Raw genomic sequence first — 16,706 nt, forward strand, 5'->3', positions numbered from 1 at the left:
TTAACATTACTGTACATGAACAAGTACAGTAGCCACAGAATTCACCAATTTGTTAATATGTCCTTCCTGATAAACGCAAACCTGTCTGTCATAGTCCGGAGAATATTTTAGCTGAATTTCTGTATCCTAACCTGAACATTGCCCCACTTGAAACATTATTTTGCTTATTAGCAGCCCTTTGCAGCTAAAAAAGCGGCACACTGGCTGCCCGGACGTCTTACTTTGATAACACAATCTTTTCCTGATGGCGCAGATAGAAGAAGAACACAACGGCTGAGAGCGTCCATGTAATCGGATAGATCCAGTAGGCAAGGTTGATGTTGTGCCAGACCATGCCAATGGTGAAAAGGGCCGTAACTCTGACTGCACACCAGCAGAATAACATGACTGCCATTGGCACCATCGGCTTGCCAAGGCCTCTCAGTACTGCCGAGGCAATATGGGAATAGCCGACCAGAAAAAAGAAGAAACCGGTAACTCTGGCTCTGCCGACACCATAGGTGATGACATCTGGATCCCGGTTGAACAGACCGACAATCTGCGGAGCAAAGATGAAGAACAAGGCACCCATGATTTCAATCATGGTCAGTGATACCGCAAAGCCAAAATGCATACCCTTTCTGACTCTGTCATACTTCTTAGCACCCATGTTCTGGGAGATGTAGGTTGTCATCGCCATGGAGAAGGCTGTGATTGGCAGGAAGATGAAACCCTCTGCTTTTGTACTGGCACCGATCCCGGCAATCGCCATGGCACCAAAACTGTTGATATAGGACTGAATCAGAATATTTGAGATATCAATGACAGATCCCTGCAGGGCTGTAGGCAAGCCATAGTCAGTGATCTGTTTCAGGCTCTCTTTGTCAAAGGCAATGTGAGAGACGTGCAGACAGACAGGCTCATCTGCCTTTAACAAACGGATAAAGACAAGGACTGCTGTCAGTACTTCCGACATGACCGTGGCAATGGCAGCCCCGTCCACGCCCATATGGAATACCGCAATAAACACGATATCCAATACAACATTGATCATGGAAGAACAGATCAGATAATACAGTGGGTGTTTGGAATCACCTGCTGCCTGCAGGATACCGGTCATGGTGTTATACATGATCAGACCGCCAAAGCCGGCAAAATAGATCTGCAGATACAGCTTTGACAGTGGGAAGACATCATCCGGTGTCTTCATCCATTTCAGGATGGTTGGTGTTAAGGAAACACCCAGGATAGTCATGACAATACTCATGGCAATGCCTAAGGCAACAGTTGTATGAATGGCAAGTTTTGTCTTTTTCACATCACCGGCACCGATGCTGCGGGAGATGATGACACCGGCACCTGTGGAGAAGCCCATGAAAAAGCCAGTGAACAGAAAGACAAGTGAACTGACACCCGATACAGCAGCCAGTGCCTTTGCGCCAAGGAAGTTGCCGACAATTAAAGAGTCGGCGGTGTTGTACATCTGCTGGAACAGATTGCCGACAAACAGCGGTATCGCAAAAAAGATGATCTCTTTGCGAAGATCACCTTCGGTCATTAAATGCAGAGAAGTGTTTGATCGTTCCATGCCCCATATATAACACTGCTGTTCACATTCTTCAACATCAGTTGTTGATATGATGATGGGCTGTAAAGCTGTTATCACCAAGCTTTTCAAAATGGTAGCCATTTGCCAGTCCCCACTCAATCACACGGGAGACCGCATCCACCGAGAATGACTTCGTGTCATGCTGAAGAACAACAGAGGGATAGCCTTTGGCACTGACAGAAGAAATACCATTGGTAATGTTGTCAAACACCTGATCCGCACTGTCAATATTTCCGGCATCTCCACTGGATACATTCCAGTCAAAGTAGTGCAGTCCTTTCGCAGATGCCTGCTGGGTTAATATAGTCATGATGCCAGAGCAGTAATTGGCTGATACAGTGTTGGAAGAGCCGCCTGGGAACCGCATCAAGGATGTATAGCTGCCCGTCTGTGCATACACACGTGCATTCTGCCGGTTGAAATCTGCCCAGTAAGCATCTGTACTGGCATATATCTGCGCATAGTTATGGGTCTCGGTATGCACTGCCACCGTATGGCCGCGTCGGTATTCTTCTCCAATCAAGGCATCATCCCCACGCCCCGTGGTAAAGAATGTGGCTTTGACATGATACTTGTCGAGAATATCCAATAATCTTGATGTATTGCCAGACGGTCCATCATCAAAGGTCAGATAGATGGTTTTAGAATCCTCAGCACCGGAATGATTCTGCGGCAGCGGAATCACATGGACAACTCTTGTTACAGATGTATTATGTCCATAGCTGTCCGATACGGAATACGTTACAGAATAATCACCCGGTGTACTGGTATCCACACTGCCATCGGTTTCAATCCTGTCTGTGACATCATCCTCACTGTCATCCAAAGCCGTAACGGCAGGATCATAGGATGATCCCACAAACACGGTCACATCATTCTCGTCACTGCCATCCCCAAAAGACAATACGGGTGCAGAACGATCATCATAGATAATCTTACGTACTGCCACAGCATAATTGCCTGCACTGTTTCTGACCGTATACTTCACATCACTGCCATCATTGGTTACCACAACCGAACCAGTCAGATCCCCATCCACAGCATCACTGGCCGAATAACCTTCTTCCTGATAGTCATGATTGTAAGGTGTATAGGCATCCGGATTGACGGTCAATGTAATCTCTGGTGTATGGTAATCCCGCACCTCAATAATCCGTTCTGCTTCCTGGTGATACTTTCCTTTTCCTGCTTCATAGCGGATGGTATACAAGCCATTCTGATCGACATTCACAGTGCCGGATGTTTCTACTGCCATTTCTTTCTGCAGAAACGGCAGTACTTTGTTTGTCAATACTGCAGATGCCCCCTCATCTTCATATGCCACAGAAACCTGCTGAAAGACATGCGGGTTTCCATGCATGGTAAGCTGCAATGTAAACTGTGAAATGATAAAGAATGCAATTGTAACTGCAGCGATGATGACAATAGACCAGACTGCCCACCGGCGCAGTTTCCTTTTCCCCCTGTGCTGTTTCATACTTATCAATCTAGCATGTTTTCACTCTTACCGCGCATCATCTGTGCAATCTTAATCTTTTCTTAAGAATTGATTGTACTTTTCTGCACGTTTTTTTCGGGATACAATGAAGCACAGGAGATTAGCATATGAACGTAACGATTCCAGAAGATTATCAGCCTACCCTGGATGTGAGGCACACCCAGGAGGCCATCAAGTATATCCGTGACACTTTTCAGCGTGAGTTTGGCAAGGAGATGAACCTGTCCCGGGTCAGTGCGCCTTTGTTTGTAACAAAGGCAAGCGGCCTGAATGACAATCTCAATGGCATTGAGCGGCCGGTTGGCTTTGATGCCCAGGATCTGCCGGGTGAAAAGCTGGAAGTTGTCCAGTCACTTGCCAAGTGGAAAAGATGGGCACTTGAAAAGTATCACTTTGAACCAGGTGAAGGCCTGTATACCAATATGAATGCCATCCGCAGGGATGAACTTCTCGACAACCTGCATTCCATGTATGTCGACCAGTGGGACTGGGAGAAAGTCATCAACAAAGAAGATCGAACCATTGATACCCTGCAGAGTACCGTCCGTACCATCTTCAAGGTCATCAAGCATATGGAACATGAAGTCTGGTACAAGTATCCTGAAGCAGTCTGTCATCTGGCTGATGATGTTTCCTTCATCACAGCCCAGGAACTGGAAGATCTGTATCCGGATCTGAGCCCGAAGGAAAGAGAAAATAAGATTGTCAAAGACAAGAAGTGTGTGTTCATCATCGGCATTGGCTCCCCGTTGAAGAGATCCGGCAAGCCGCATGATGGCAGAGCACCGGACTACGATGACTGGGCACTCAATGGCGATCTGCTGTTCTATCTGCCTTCTCTTGATCAGGCCCTGGAAATCTCTTCCATGGGCATCCGTGTCGATGAAAAGTCACTGGTAGAACAGTGCAAGGCAGCACACTGTGAAGGAAGACTCCAGCTGCCATACCATCAGGCCATCCTCCACCATGAAGTGCCCTATACCATTGGCGGCGGCATCGGCCAGTCCAGACTGTGCATGCTGCTGTTGAACAAAGCACACATTGGTGAAGTACAGGCATCCATCTGGCCGGACGCAATGATCCAGCAGTGTGAAGCACACAATATTCATCTGCTCTAAGCAAAACCGTTCTGACAGCAGAACGGCTTTTTCATATATAAGATTGTTTTCCTTACTCCTTCTTACCAGCCAGTTCCTTGAGTGCATCCAGACTGTCTACCTTTTGGGAGTACAGAGTCAGTGGTGCTGAGGATGTATCACCAATGGCAGTCAGATCATAGCCCTGAGAGTCAATCTCAGACTGCAGGTATGCCTTGTGCTGGAAGGCATTGAGGTCAATTTCACCGGAGTTGAGTGCTTCGTTGGGAAGGTTGTAGGCATCGAATGTCACAACATCAATGTAGATGCCGGCATTTTCATCATCGAGTACTTTCTGTACTGCCTTCCATACATCACCTGTGCCGCAGATGCCGACTTTAACAACTTTCTTGCCAGTGGAATCAGAGTTGTATCCTTCGATGCTGTCCACAAAGTCTGCATCGACTGTATAATTCTCATCATAGTCAAAGGCCGGAATGGAAGAACCCTTGTTCTTTTCCAGAATGTATTCCGCTACAGTCTGTGTCTGGTAGGCTTTGACAATTGTCTGATAATCCGGATTGTCCTTGTCCGCGGTTCTAGCCACAATCACATTGATAAACGGATTGTCAGAGCCTTTTTCCTGTACTTCTGTAATCAGTCCGTCATCGGTTGGTGAAAGGCCTGCCTGTACGGCATAGGTGCCATTGATGGCCGAAGCAGCGTAGTCATCCAGTGTGGATACCAGTGTATTGGCAGCTGCCGGTACAATCTCAATGTTATAGATGTACTTGGTAATATCAGAGAGTTCCGGTGTATAGCCGGCATCAGGATCAACTTCGATTAAGCCTGCGGTTGCTAAGAGGTTGATCGCTCTTGCCTGGTTAGTGGCATCACTTGGTACACCGATCTTGATGGCTTCTTTAGATGATGTGGAAGCAGTGGATGTACCGCATCCGGTGGTAACGATGGCGCCGGCAGCCAGCGCAGAAATCAGAAGTTTCTTGCATGTGTTTTTCATTTTGTTTTATCCCCTTTTCTTATTTAAACAGTTTCTTATTTACAGACGCATGTGCCAGTGAATTTCCCACCAGCTGAATGAGTGATACAAATACCAGCAGTAACAGAACGCATAGATTGACAACATCCTGATAGTGCATGTTCTGCCCCTGGTTGATGGCAAAGCTGCCAAGCCCGCCGGCTCCTACAGCACCTGCCGCTGTGGTCAGGCCGATGAGTGAAATCGATGTGATCGTGACTGCCCTGAACAAATCCGGCAGAGCTTCATGCAGATAAACACGGAAGATAATTCCAATTGTCCCGCTGCCCATTGCTCTGGCAGCTTCTACCTTGCCTGGATCCACATCACTGAGTGCACTCTCAACCTGCCTTGCAAAGAAAGGTGAAGCACCAAAGACAAGCGGCACAATCGCACCAGCCACACCAATTGCGGTACCGGTGATGATTCTTGTCAGTGGGATCAGGAAGATCAGCAGGATGATAAACGGAATGGAACGGAAGATGTTGGTGATGATTTCCAGGATGGCATGGATGCCTTTGTTTGGGCGGATGCCATCTGATCTAGTCACCACCAGCAGAACACCCAATGTTCCTCCTATGACCAATACCCAGATACCGGCAATGGCAAACATCTGGAAGGTTGCCTGCAGGCTTTCCAGGAACATGTTCCAGTATTTGACAACATTGGGAAACAGACTTTGAAAGAATGTCATGCTTTCACTCCTTCCACTCTCACACTGCGGCTTTCCAGATAGGCCAGTGCATTTTCCACATTCTCTTTTGTACCCTTGATATTGGCAATGATCGCCCCCAGAGCACTCTCTTCCACCAGATCCACATTGGCTAAGACAATTGAAACATCCACGTTATAGTCACGTGAAATCTGTGAGATCAAAGCATCCCCGACCGACTCTCTTGTAAACACAAGCTTGACAAGCTTACTGTCAGGCGAAGAAAGATCAATGCTGTCCTGATGCTGTAACAGTGTTCCAATCTTGTTCAGACCGCTGGAACTCTCCACAAACTTCCTAGTGATCGGCTGCTTCGGTGAAGCGAAGATGTCATACACCGAACCTTCCTCCACAATCTTTCCATTCTCCATCACTGCCACCTTATCTGCGATCTCCTTGATCACGGCCATCTCATGGGTAATGACTACCAGAGTCAAACCAAGCTCTTTGTTCAATTGCTTTAACAAAGCCAGGATGGATTCCGTAGCATCGGGATCCAGGGCACTGGTTGCCTCATCACACAGCAGTACATCCGGCTCATCTGCCAGGGCTCTGGCAATGGCAACCCTCTGTTTCTGACCGCCGGATAACTGGGAAGGATAGGCATTCTTTTTCTCAGACAGATTGACAAGTTCCAGCAGGTGATCCACTCTCTCTTCAATCTGCTTCTTTGAAAGATGACGATAGCGCAGTGGATATGCCACATTGTCAAAGACAGTACTGCGGTCCAGCAGATTGAAGTGCTGGAAAATCATGCCAATGGAACGTCTCAGCTGACGCAGATCTTTTTCTTTGAGCTGCGCCTGTTTTCCGTCTTTCTCCAGCTGCAGTCCCTGCTTTCCGGCATACACTGTGCCAAAGCCATCAATGTGGATCGTACCTGCCTGCGGCTTTTCCAGAAAGTTGATACAGCGCACCAGTGTGCTTTTACCAGCTCCGGAATAGCCGATGACGCCATAGACTTCTCCCTTTTCGATCCGGAGAGAAACATCATTGACGGCATGAACCTGTGCTTTGTTCAGATCATATGTTTTGCTTAAATGCTCAATTTCAATCATGTTCTCTCCTTCCTTACAGCGGCAGCTCCTTCTGATGTTCTACATGCCAGGCATGGTCTTCCTTGACCTTCTGCAGCAGTGCTTCATCTTCCAGAAGATCCACGGCCGTATCCGCCAGCACCGCTGCACCAAGGCCGATTGTTTCCAACCCCTTCTGGCTGCAGGCTGCCTTGACAAAGTCCGGTGAATGGCCGGCAATCTTTGTACTGGAGATACCAATATGCGGCTGGATGGACGGTACAACCTGTGATACGTTGCCTACATCCGAGCTGCCCGGCTGTACAGTATCCGGTTTATGCGTGATCTTTTCGCCAAACAGATTCAGATTCTTTTCATACAGGGCATCCAGAGATGGTGTCACCACCATGTTTTCCACCAGGTTCTGATACAGCCTGATACTGCCGGTACATCCGGTTGCCAGGGCTGCGCCTTTGACAATGTTTTCCACCTTGGCATACAGCTCATGCAATGTATCAATGTCCGCTGCCCGGATATACCACTTGGAGTTGGTATGTTCAGGAATGACATTGGGTGCTGTGCCGCCTTCAGTGATGATGCCATGGATCCGGATACGGTTTGTTAACTGCTGGCGGAGAACCGAGATGCCGTTATACACAAGGATCTGCGCATCCAGGGCATTGATGCCATCCTGAGGATCCCCGGCCGCATGGGCTGCTCTGCCATCAAAGGTGATATCCACCGGTGCACAGGCATAATTCCGGGAAGAAAGATAATGTTTGTCATCTCCGCCCGGATGGACACACAGGGCAAAGTCCACATCCTTGAAGTAGCCTTCTCGAACAAAGGATCCCTTGGCACTGCCGTTTTCCCCGCCTTCTTCACCCGGGGTGCCATAGACTCTGACTTCTCCGCCGGTTTGGTCAATGACCTGTTTCAGCGCAGCGCCGGCCAAAGCCGAGGTGGCGCCGAACAGATTGTGCCCACAGCCATGGCCAAGACCTGCCAGAGCGTCATATTCTGCCAGGAACACCGCCACCGGGCCTGGCTTTGAAGACCTGTACCTGGCCGCAAAACCTGTGCGGTGACCGGCTGCCGGCAGTTCGATCTCGAATCCTTCTTTGGATAACTGCTCTGACAATGTCTTACTTGCAAAAAACTCATAATTGGATACCTCCGGCTTATCATGAATCGCCAATGCGATGTTCTGATACACAGGCAGCTGGGCCTGTACATATGATTTGATCTGATCTTTTCTTTCACTCATCTTCCTACCCTCATAAAAAAGCACCCGAGAAATCTCACGGGTGCCTTGCAAATGCAGATTGGGTCACATAAAAGTTATGATCCCCTGATAACACAGCAATGATCACCCGTTAACAATCCGCACATGCACATCATCATCGTTGTCTTTGCTGTGTTCATATTCTGCATCTCCCTTTCTATGGGAATTATTTTACATATCCTGTTTCAGAAAGCAATTTCAGAAAATCGATGTTCAATTATAGACTATACCTATAGCTGTGCTTATCTGCTATGGATCCAGCTTTCATCTTCCGGATGATCACGGAAGGCCAGCAGACGGCTGATATCACTCTCTTTGATATAACCTTCTTTGGCAGCACAGGCGGCAATCGTATCAAAGTCAGTCAGAGAATAATTGATCACATGGTTCTCTTTCAGCCGTTTCTCTGCTTTGGCCATGCCATAGGTCACAATGGACGCAATGCCAAGTACATCTGCCCCTGCTTCTCTTAGTACATTGACCACATCCACGCAGCTGCCTGCGGTGGAAATCAGATCTTCAATGACCACGGCCTTCTGTCCTGGCAGAATCCTGCCTTCGATCTGGTTTTTACGGCCATGGTCCTTGGAGCCTGTGCGGACATAGCCCATGGGCAGATTGAGAATCTGGGCGGTAATGGCCGCATGGGCAATGCCCGCCGTCGAAGTGCCCATCAGAATCTCAGCATCGGGATACTTCTCCTTGATCAGTTGGGCAAGACCATTTTCCACATCCTTTCTGACCTGTACATCTGACAGGGTCAGTCTGTTATCACAATATATGGGTGATTTGATGCCGCTGGCCCAGGTAAAGGGATCATCCGGCTGAAAGAAGACGGCCTTGATCTTCAGTAAATCCTTTGCAATGACTTCGCTTCTCATCTTGTTTCCTCCTTAAATTCTCTGACACATTCTCTGTAGGCTGCCACCGGGTCCTCTGCCTGGGTGATCGGCCGGCCGACAACGATGTAATCGCAGCCTGCCGTTTTTGCCTGGGCTGGTGTCATGATGCGCTTCTGGTCATCCTTTTTACTGCTGGCAAACCGGATGCCCGGTGTCACTGTCACAAAACCATTGCCACAGGTCTGATGGACTTTGTCTGCTTCCCATGGCGAACAAACAACGCCATCCAGCCCGGCTGCCTTTGCATTCATCGCATAGTGCATGACCACATCCTGCATATCCTCATGGATATCCAGCTCATTTTCCAGTGCATTCTGATCCGTGCTTGTTAACTGGGTGACGGCGATTAACAGCGGCTGCTTCCCCTGCCTGGCTGATAATCCCCGTCTGGCTGCCTGCATCATGGCAATGGTGCCGGCCGCATGAACATTGACCATGTCCACATCCAGTCCTGCCAGCACACGGCATGTCTTTTCCACCGTATTGGGAATGTCATGCAGCTTGAGATCCAGGAAAATCTGATGTCCCCTTTGTTTCAGTTCTCTGACAATATCCGGTCCTTCACTATAAAACAGCTCCATGCCGATTTTGACAAACGGCCGCACCTCACCAAAGCGTTCAAGAAAGGTCAGAGTCTCTTTCTTTGAAGCAAAATCGCAGGCAATAATTACATCTTTTGACATATATGTCCTCCTCCTATGATCGTATCGAGATTTTCAATGCTGTATCGTTTCATGGCAGCGGGCAGATCATGGATGATCTTTGCACAGGCCATGGGATCCTTGAGATTTGCACTGCCGACTTCCACGGCCGATGCCCCGGCAAGCATCATTTCAATGACATCTTCTGCTGTGGAAATACCGCCAAGACCGATGATCGGAATGTGCACAGCTTCATAGACCTGATACACCATGCGTACCGCAACCGGAAAGACAGCCGGTCCGGACAGGCCGCCGGTCAGATTGGCCAGCACCGGTTTTCTCGTTCTTAGATCAATGCGCATGGCCATCAGCGTATTGATCAAAGCAAGACCATCTGCCCCGGCACTCTCACATGCCTTTGCAATCACAGTGATATCGGTCACATTGGGAGACAGCTTCATGATCACCGGCTTGTCACTCACCGATTTAATTGCTTTGGTAACAGCATAAGCCGCATCCGGATCTGTGCCAAAGGCCATTCCGCCGCCATGGACATTGGGACAGGAGATATTCACTTCCAGCCAGCCGATCTCTTTTACATCATTGAGCTTTTCAGCCACTTCCTTGTATTCCTCAATCGAGAAACCGGCAATGTTTGCCATGAATAGCTTGTGGTATACCTGTTTCAGCTTTGGAATTTCTTCATTGATTACTGCATCCACACCAGGATTCTGCAGGCCGACGGCATTGATCATGCCATCATTGCCTTCCGCAATTCTTGGCAGCGGATTGCCATATCTTGGCTGACTGGTAATGCCTTTGCAGGAGAAGGATCCAAGCTGGTTGATGTCATAGAAGCGGGCATATTCATAGCCATAGCCAAAGGTACCGGAGGCGGGAATAATCGGATTGTCTAATGCAATCCCGCAGAGGTTTGTCTTCATGCCCGCCATAACAGTTCCTTTCCATCAAATACCGGTCCATCATGGCAGATGCGCTTGGGGCCGGCTTTGGTCATGATGGCACAGCCCATGCATGCCCCGAAGCCGCATCCCATGCGTGCCTCCAGGGATACCTGCACCGGTACCTCTGCCTTTCTTACAACCCCCTGTAACATGCCCATCGGCCCGCAGGCATAGATACTGCTGCCCTGTTCCTGCATGCCATCGGTGACAAGTCCTTTGTTTCCAAGGCTGCCATCCTGGGTATAGACCCTGACATCACAGCCCATGTTTGTGAATTGTTCCAGCAGAATGGCATCCTTTTCACTCTGGAAGCCGGCCAGTACAGTAACCTGTTTTTTCTGCCACAGCAGTGCTCTGGCCAGATACTGCAGGGGTGCCAGACCAAGGCCGCCGCCGATTAATACAGGATGCTGGCCTGCCAGATTCAGATCAAAGCCATTGCCGCATGGACCAAGCAGGTTGAGATCTGCACAGGATGACATTTGCGCCATGGCATTTGTGCCTTTGCCCACAAGCCGGTAGACAAGCGTAATGACATCTGCCTGTACATTGGACACACTGAATGGTCTTCTCAGAAACAGGCTGGGGATTTCCACATTCACAAACTGCCCCGGCACAAGATCCATCTGCACCTGGATCTGCATCTGCCAGATATCCTGTGTAATTGCATGGTTATTGAGGATGACACCGGTTTTCTCTTCCATCTTTTCCTCCTGCCACAAAAAAAGTCTTCCCGCAGGAAGACCGTACATTTCTCATCTTACTTGAAAAGTATGTTCTGTCTTCCTGATCTCTCTGTATCAGATTAAAGACTGCGTTCAATTTGTATCATGCACTGCTTTATTTGTCAACGCTCTTTGCTTTGGCATGCAGGAAAGCAATGAGCTGTGAGCTGCAGTATTTCTTGATGACAATCTGGCCGCTGCCCGGCTTTGCCATCAGATAGAAAGCTTTTTCATCCTCCAGGATTTCCTGCAGGTCTTTATATAACAGCCTTCCTTTATTGCTGTGCCATTTCACCATGAAGCCTTTCTGATCAAAGGACAAAGACTGCTCATCCTGGGAAATCATCGGATTTTCCAGGTAGTGATTGCGGCAGGTGATCGGCCACATGCATAAAAGCATGAATGTCGAGATAAAGGAAAGACACAGCCCGGCTGTCAGCAGATACACAATGTGCAGAAAGTATCCGGCCAGAACAATGATGAGGCCGATGGCAAGCATGATGGCTTCCTGTTTCTGCTGGTGTTTCTTTGCACTGGTGCCGCACACATTGCAATAGCGGCGGTAGTCAGAAGATGTAATCTTCTGGGTAATATGGAAGTCCGGTGTCATCTTTCAATATAGACGGCATTTTCACCATCATTTTCCATCAGCCGCACCTGTACATCTTCACTCTTGGCTGTCGGTACATTCTTGCCAACAAAGTCTGCCCGGATCGGCAGTTCCCGGTGGCCTCTGTCCACCAGCACAGCCAGCTGGATATACTTCGGCCTGCCCTGGGTAATCACTGCTTCCATGGCTGCTCTGGCGGTACGGCCGGTATACAGCACATCATCCACGATGATGACGGTTTTCCCTGTGATATCACAGGGAAAGACCGATACCTGGCTGCGTTTCTGCTTTTCTTCCTGACTCAGATCATCCCGGTGCAGGGTAATGTCAAGATGTCCTGCCGGCACATTGACACCTTCAAACCTGAGGATATTTGCCTGCAGGATCTTTGCCAGAGAGACACCGCGGGTCACCACGCCCATCAGCACGACATCCTGTACACCTTCATTGCGCTCAATGATCTCATGCGTCATCCGTGCCAGCGAACGACGCATCGTCACTTCATCCATAATCTGTGTTTTCTCACTCATGATTCACTCTCCAAAATATTCTTCCATGGTCAATCCCGAAGCACTGATCTTCATTGCCATGTCTCTGCCTACATATCGATAGTTCCAGGGGGAATAGATCACCCCGGTGATATCCTGTTTCCCTTGTGGATAGCGCAGGATCCAGCCATATTCTGCCGCATGGTTCACAAGCCATGCACTCTCGCCTGTTGTATCAAAGCATTCATCCAACCGGCATGTGCCATCACTTGTGCCAAGATCCACCGCCAGACCCAGCTGGTGCTCACTTGCCCCGGGCATATCATCAATGATATCCGCATGGTCTTTGCCATACAGATTGACATAGTAGTTGTACAGTTCTGTCTCATCTTCATAGCTGCGATAGCCTGAGATCAAAACAAGATTGACGCCGTCATCTTCAGCGGCAGAAAACATTTCCTCCAGGGCACTGGCAGCTTCACTGCGCAGATAGATGGTATGGGAGCTTGCCACATCCACCTGCACAAGATCCTCGGGCACATAGTTTTGATCCAGGCGGGATGTGCGGTTGACAATCTTCAGCAGAGAATCATCGGATGTTGTATCCGGGGTGGCAGTTGGTGTGGGTGCAGCGGTCGGGGTCGGAACAGCAGTGGGAACGGCGGTGGCAGCGGCAGTTGAAACGGTACTGGCATTGGCTGAGGCAGATGCCATTGCAGAGGCGGTATTGGATCCGCTGTTTGCTGCGGTGCTGCGGATGCGCTGTGCCCCGCCGGACAATGTTAAAACAAGCAGTCCGGCCACAATCAGGCCGCACAGCACAATGACAGTATACAGTTTTGCATAAAAGCGCCGCTCAGATCTTTTCACAGGCTATATTGTACTACAAACCATGTGTTCCTCTTTCATATGAGCCGCAACTATCCTATCGGAATTATATTTGTAAGCGGTTATAATCTAAGCAGAAAGAGAGGTAATGATTGATGTCATTTCCAAAGAATTTCTTATGGGGCGGTGCCGTTGCGGCCAACCAGCTCGAAGGTGCTTATTTAACGGATGGCAAGGGGCTGAGTGATGCCGATATGCTTAAAGGCGGCAATGTCTCCACACCCCGCAAGTTTTCACCGGTGATTGAGAAAGGTGCCTACTATCCTTCTCATGAAGCCATTGATTTCTATCATCATTACAAGGAGGATATTGCCCTGTTTGGAGAAATGGGCTTCAAGTGCTTCCGTCTTTCCATCAACTGGAGCCGTATTTATCCCAATGGCGATGATGCCGAGCCTAATGAAAAGGGTCTGCAGTTCTATGATGACGTGTTTGATGAATGCCACAAGCATAATATTGAGCCGCTGGTCACATTGTGCCACTATGAGATTCCATGGGCGATTACAACCAAATATCATGGCTTCTATGACAGACGGACCATTGATCTGTTTGTGAAGTATGCCACGACCTGCTTTGAAAGATATAAGAATAAAGTAAAGTACTGGCTGACCTTCAATGAGATCAACTGTGCCCTGATGCCGGGCGGCGGTGCATATAATGGTCTGGGTCTGGTGCTGGATGAGGATCTCAAGGATGAAAGCCAGCGTCCTGTGAATGCACTGCATGATAATCCGCAGATGCGCATGGAAGCATTGCATAATGAGTTTGTGGCAAGTGCAAAGGCTGTGATTGCCGGCCATAAGATCAATCCGGATTTCATGATCGGCAATATGATTGCCCATATGACGCTGTATCCGCTGCTTCCGCATCCGGATGATGTTCTGCAGACAAAGCAGGCATCTGATGTCATGAACAATATGTGCGGCGATGTGCAGGTCAGAGGTGAATATCCGTGCTTTGTGAAGCCTTTCCTGCAGTCCAAAGGTATTGATACTTCCTTCATGGATAATGAAGAAGACAAGAAGATTCTCAAGGAAGGCACAGTTGACATGTATACCTTCTCTTATTACATGACCAACTGCATGACCGCAGATCCAGACAAGCAGAAGACGGATGGCAACCTGATGGGCGGCGTGAAGAATCCATATCTGAAGGCATCGCCATGGGGCTGGCAGATTGATCCGGAAGGCCTGCGCTATACGCTGGATGATCTGGCTGGCAGATATCCGCATACACCATTGATGGTTGTGGAAAATGGTCTTGGCATGATTGATAAGGTAGAGGCAGATGGCTCCATCCATGATGATTACCGTATCAACTATCTGCGTGACCACATTGCCCAGATGAAGAAAGCCGTGGAAGAAGACGGTGTCAATCTGATTGGCTATACAACATGGGGGCCGATTGATCTTGTGTCTGCCGGCACTGGTGAGATGTACAAGCGCTATGGCTTCATCTATGTCAACCGCAATGATGACGGCACAGGTGATTTTGCCCGCAGCAGAAAAGATTCCTTCTTCTGGTATAAGAAGGTCATTGCCAGCAACGGCGAAGATCTCAAGTAAACGATGATTGGAAAAGGCACCGCATGGTGTCTTTTTCTTTCGCAGAAAACAGAAAAAACAGAGTATCATGAAAGCAGAGATAAGGGAGGAAAATTATGCCATTTCGTAAAGATTTCCTTTGGGGCGGTGCCGTCGCTGCCCACCAGGTAGAAGGAGCCTGGGATGAAGATGGTAAGGGACCATCCATCGCCGATGTCATGACAGCCGGAGGCAACGGCATTCCCCGCCGTATTACCGATGGTGTGCTGCCCAATGAGTACTATCCGAACCATGATGCCATTGACTTCTATCATCATTACAAGGAAGATATTGCCTTGTTTGCTGAGATGGGCTTCAAGTCATTCCGTACATCCATTGCCTGGAGCCGCATCTATCCCAATGGGGATGATGAAGTGCCGAATGAAAAAGGTCTGCAGTACTATGATGATCTGTTTGATGAATGCCATAAGTACAACATTGAACCGATCATTACCCTGCAGCACTTTGAGATGCCGTGGCACTTGGCCAAAAAGTACAACGGCTTCATGGATAGACGCTGCATTGATTTCTTTGCCCGGTTTGCAAAGACCTGCTTTGAAAGATATCACAACAAAGTAAAGTACTGGATGACCTTCAATGAGATCAATAACCAGGGGGCTGCCCCGATTGCCCACCACATGTTACAGGAAGGGGCTGTTCTGACAACAGACGATAATCCGGATAATGAAAGAATGATGTATCAGTCATCCGTGTATGAGCTTGTCGCAAGTGCAAAGGCTGTACAGATCGGACATGAGATTGATCCGGATCTTCTCATTGGCTGCATGATTGCCTATGAGCCGATTTATGCAAAGACATGCAATCCGAAGGATTATATTGAGATGACCGAGGCCAACCACAAGCGCTACTGGTACATGGATGTGCAGGCAAAGGGAATCCTGCCAAACTATATTCAGAAATACTGGCAGCGTATGGGCTGGGATATCGATGTCACAGAAGATGACAGGAAGGAACTGGCCAAAGGAAAAGTAGATTATATTGGTTTCAGCTACTACATGTCGCAGACAACAGAGGCAAGGGATGATAATCCGCACTACAACTTCTATGAAAGCAAGGACCTGGTGAAGAATCCATATCTGAAGGTATCTGACTGGGGATGGCCGATTGATCCACTAGGATTAAGGTATGCCCTTTGCTGGATGGAAGACAGATACAATCTGCCGATGATGATTGTGGAGAATGGTCTTGGTGCCTATGACAAGAAGAAGAAAGATGGCACGGTGGATGATCAGTATCGGATTGACTATCTCAAGGCACATATTGAAGCCATGAAGGAAGCCGTCGAAGAAGATGGCGTGAATCTTCTTGGTTATCAGATGTGGGCACCAATCGATATCGTTTCTGCCTCCACAGGTGAGATGGACAAGCGCTATGGCTTTATCTATGTAAACAAGAATAATAAGAGAGAAGGAGATCTCTCCAGAAGCAGAAAGAAGTCCTTCTACTGGTATAAGAAAGTGATTGCCAGCAATGGTGAAGATCTGTAAGTAACAAAGAGAAACACAAAACGAAGCTGAAACAGCCTCGTTTTTTGATGGGGATTGCTGAAGGGAGGGCGAAAAAAAAGTGACTCTCAGGATGAGAATCACTCTTGCTAACCTGGCAGCGCGCTCTTTTTGCCGTAAGGCTATCTTCGCCGCGGAAGTGCTTAACTTCTGTGTTCGGGATG

General features: G+C 48.5%; 16 protein-coding genes. 3 read left to right on the top strand and 13 right to left on the bottom strand.

The features are described 5' to 3' along the window. Nucleotides 1-217: 217 nt before the first annotated feature. Nucleotides 218-1,567, bottom strand: a complete 1,350-nt coding sequence (locus tag SOI44_RS09350) for an MATE family efflux transporter (RefSeq protein WP_331348946.1) — start codon at nt 1,565-1,567, stop codon at nt 218-220. 37 nt (nt 1,568-1,604) lie between these two features. Then, nucleotides 1,605-3,065, bottom strand: coding sequence for a polysaccharide deacetylase family protein (locus SOI44_RS09355; protein ID WP_331348947.1), 1,461 nt, complete (start codon nt 3,063-3,065; stop codon nt 1,605-1,607). 128 nt (nt 3,066-3,193) lie between these two features. Between SOI44_RS09355 and asnA the strand changes: the two genes are divergently transcribed. Continuing rightward, complete coding sequence (asnA, locus tag SOI44_RS09360; protein ID WP_331348948.1) at nt 3,194-4,204, top strand: aspartate--ammonia ligase; 1,011 nt, start codon at nt 3,194-3,196, stop codon at nt 4,202-4,204. A 52-nt stretch (nt 4,205-4,256) separates the two neighbouring features. Here asnA and SOI44_RS09365 read toward each other — a convergent pair whose 3' ends face one another. The 11 genes from SOI44_RS09365 to SOI44_RS09415 form a co-directional block, all read right to left on the bottom strand. Next, nucleotides 4,257-5,183, bottom strand: coding sequence for a MetQ/NlpA family ABC transporter substrate-binding protein (locus SOI44_RS09365; RefSeq protein WP_331348949.1), 927 nt, complete (start codon nt 5,181-5,183; stop codon nt 4,257-4,259). A 19-nt stretch (nt 5,184-5,202) separates the two neighbouring features. Continuing rightward, complete coding sequence (locus SOI44_RS09370; protein WP_331348950.1) at nt 5,203-5,895, bottom strand: methionine ABC transporter permease; 693 nt, start codon at nt 5,893-5,895, stop codon at nt 5,203-5,205. After that, complete coding sequence (locus SOI44_RS09375) at nt 5,892-6,971, bottom strand: methionine ABC transporter ATP-binding protein (RefSeq protein WP_331348951.1); 1,080 nt, start codon at nt 6,969-6,971, stop codon at nt 5,892-5,894. The genes SOI44_RS09370 and SOI44_RS09375 overlap by 4 nt, the downstream gene beginning before the upstream one ends. Nucleotides 6,972-6,984: 13 nt before the next feature. Beyond that, on the bottom strand, nt 6,985-8,196 hold the full coding sequence (locus tag SOI44_RS09380; protein WP_331348952.1) for a M20 family metallopeptidase: 1,212 nt from the start codon (nt 8,194-8,196) through the stop codon (nt 6,985-6,987). Nucleotides 8,197-8,456: 260 nt separating this feature from the next. Next, nucleotides 8,457-9,095 carry an orotate phosphoribosyltransferase gene (gene pyrE, locus SOI44_RS09385; RefSeq protein ID WP_331348953.1) on the bottom strand — a complete coding sequence of 213 codons (639 nt, stop codon included), beginning with the start codon at nt 9,093-9,095 and terminating at the stop codon, nt 8,457-8,459. After that, nucleotides 9,092-9,799 (bottom strand): orotidine-5'-phosphate decarboxylase, encoded by a 708-nt coding sequence (gene pyrF, locus SOI44_RS09390; RefSeq protein WP_331348954.1) that lies wholly within the window; start codon nt 9,797-9,799, stop codon nt 9,092-9,094. The genes pyrE and pyrF overlap by 4 nt, the downstream gene beginning before the upstream one ends. Beyond that, nucleotides 9,784-10,710 carry a dihydroorotate dehydrogenase gene (locus SOI44_RS09395; RefSeq protein WP_331348955.1) on the bottom strand — a complete coding sequence of 309 codons (927 nt, stop codon included), beginning with the start codon at nt 10,708-10,710 and terminating at the stop codon, nt 9,784-9,786. The genes pyrF and SOI44_RS09395 overlap by 16 nt, the downstream gene beginning before the upstream one ends. After that, the gene (locus SOI44_RS09400) at nt 10,698-11,426 is read right to left on the bottom strand and encodes a dihydroorotate dehydrogenase electron transfer subunit (protein WP_331348956.1); all 729 of its coding nucleotides are present in this window, start codon (nt 11,424-11,426) and stop codon (nt 10,698-10,700) included. The genes SOI44_RS09395 and SOI44_RS09400 overlap by 13 nt, the downstream gene beginning before the upstream one ends. Nucleotides 11,427-11,562: 136 nt before the next feature. Further along, nucleotides 11,563-12,057 (bottom strand): YcxB family protein, encoded by a 495-nt coding sequence (locus SOI44_RS09405; RefSeq protein ID WP_331348957.1) that lies wholly within the window; start codon nt 12,055-12,057, stop codon nt 11,563-11,565. After that, nucleotides 12,054-12,587, bottom strand: a complete 534-nt coding sequence (gene pyrR / locus SOI44_RS09410) for a bifunctional pyr operon transcriptional regulator/uracil phosphoribosyltransferase PyrR (RefSeq protein WP_331348958.1) — start codon at nt 12,585-12,587, stop codon at nt 12,054-12,056. The genes SOI44_RS09405 and pyrR overlap by 4 nt, the downstream gene beginning before the upstream one ends. A gap of 3 nt (nt 12,588-12,590) precedes the next feature. After that, the gene (locus SOI44_RS09415) at nt 12,591-13,415 is read right to left on the bottom strand and encodes a M15 family metallopeptidase (protein WP_331348959.1); all 825 of its coding nucleotides are present in this window, start codon (nt 13,413-13,415) and stop codon (nt 12,591-12,593) included. A gap of 113 nt (nt 13,416-13,528) precedes the next feature. Between SOI44_RS09415 and SOI44_RS09420 the strand changes: the two genes are divergently transcribed. Both SOI44_RS09420 and SOI44_RS09425 read left to right on the top strand, forming a co-directional pair. Beyond that, nucleotides 13,529-14,998 carry a family 1 glycosylhydrolase gene (locus SOI44_RS09420; protein ID WP_331348960.1) on the top strand — a complete coding sequence of 490 codons (1,470 nt, stop codon included), beginning with the start codon at nt 13,529-13,531 and terminating at the stop codon, nt 14,996-14,998. A gap of 95 nt (nt 14,999-15,093) precedes the next feature. Beyond that, nucleotides 15,094-16,524, top strand: a complete 1,431-nt coding sequence (locus tag SOI44_RS09425) for a 6-phospho-beta-glucosidase (protein WP_331348961.1) — start codon at nt 15,094-15,096, stop codon at nt 16,522-16,524. The last annotated feature ends 182 nt before the right edge of the window (nt 16,525-16,706 follow it).

Origin of the sequence: Lactimicrobium sp. (assembly GCF_036453465.1) — a bacterium.
In the GTDB taxonomy this organism is placed as follows: domain Bacteria; phylum Bacillota_I; class Bacilli_A; order Erysipelotrichales; family Erysipelotrichaceae; genus Bulleidia.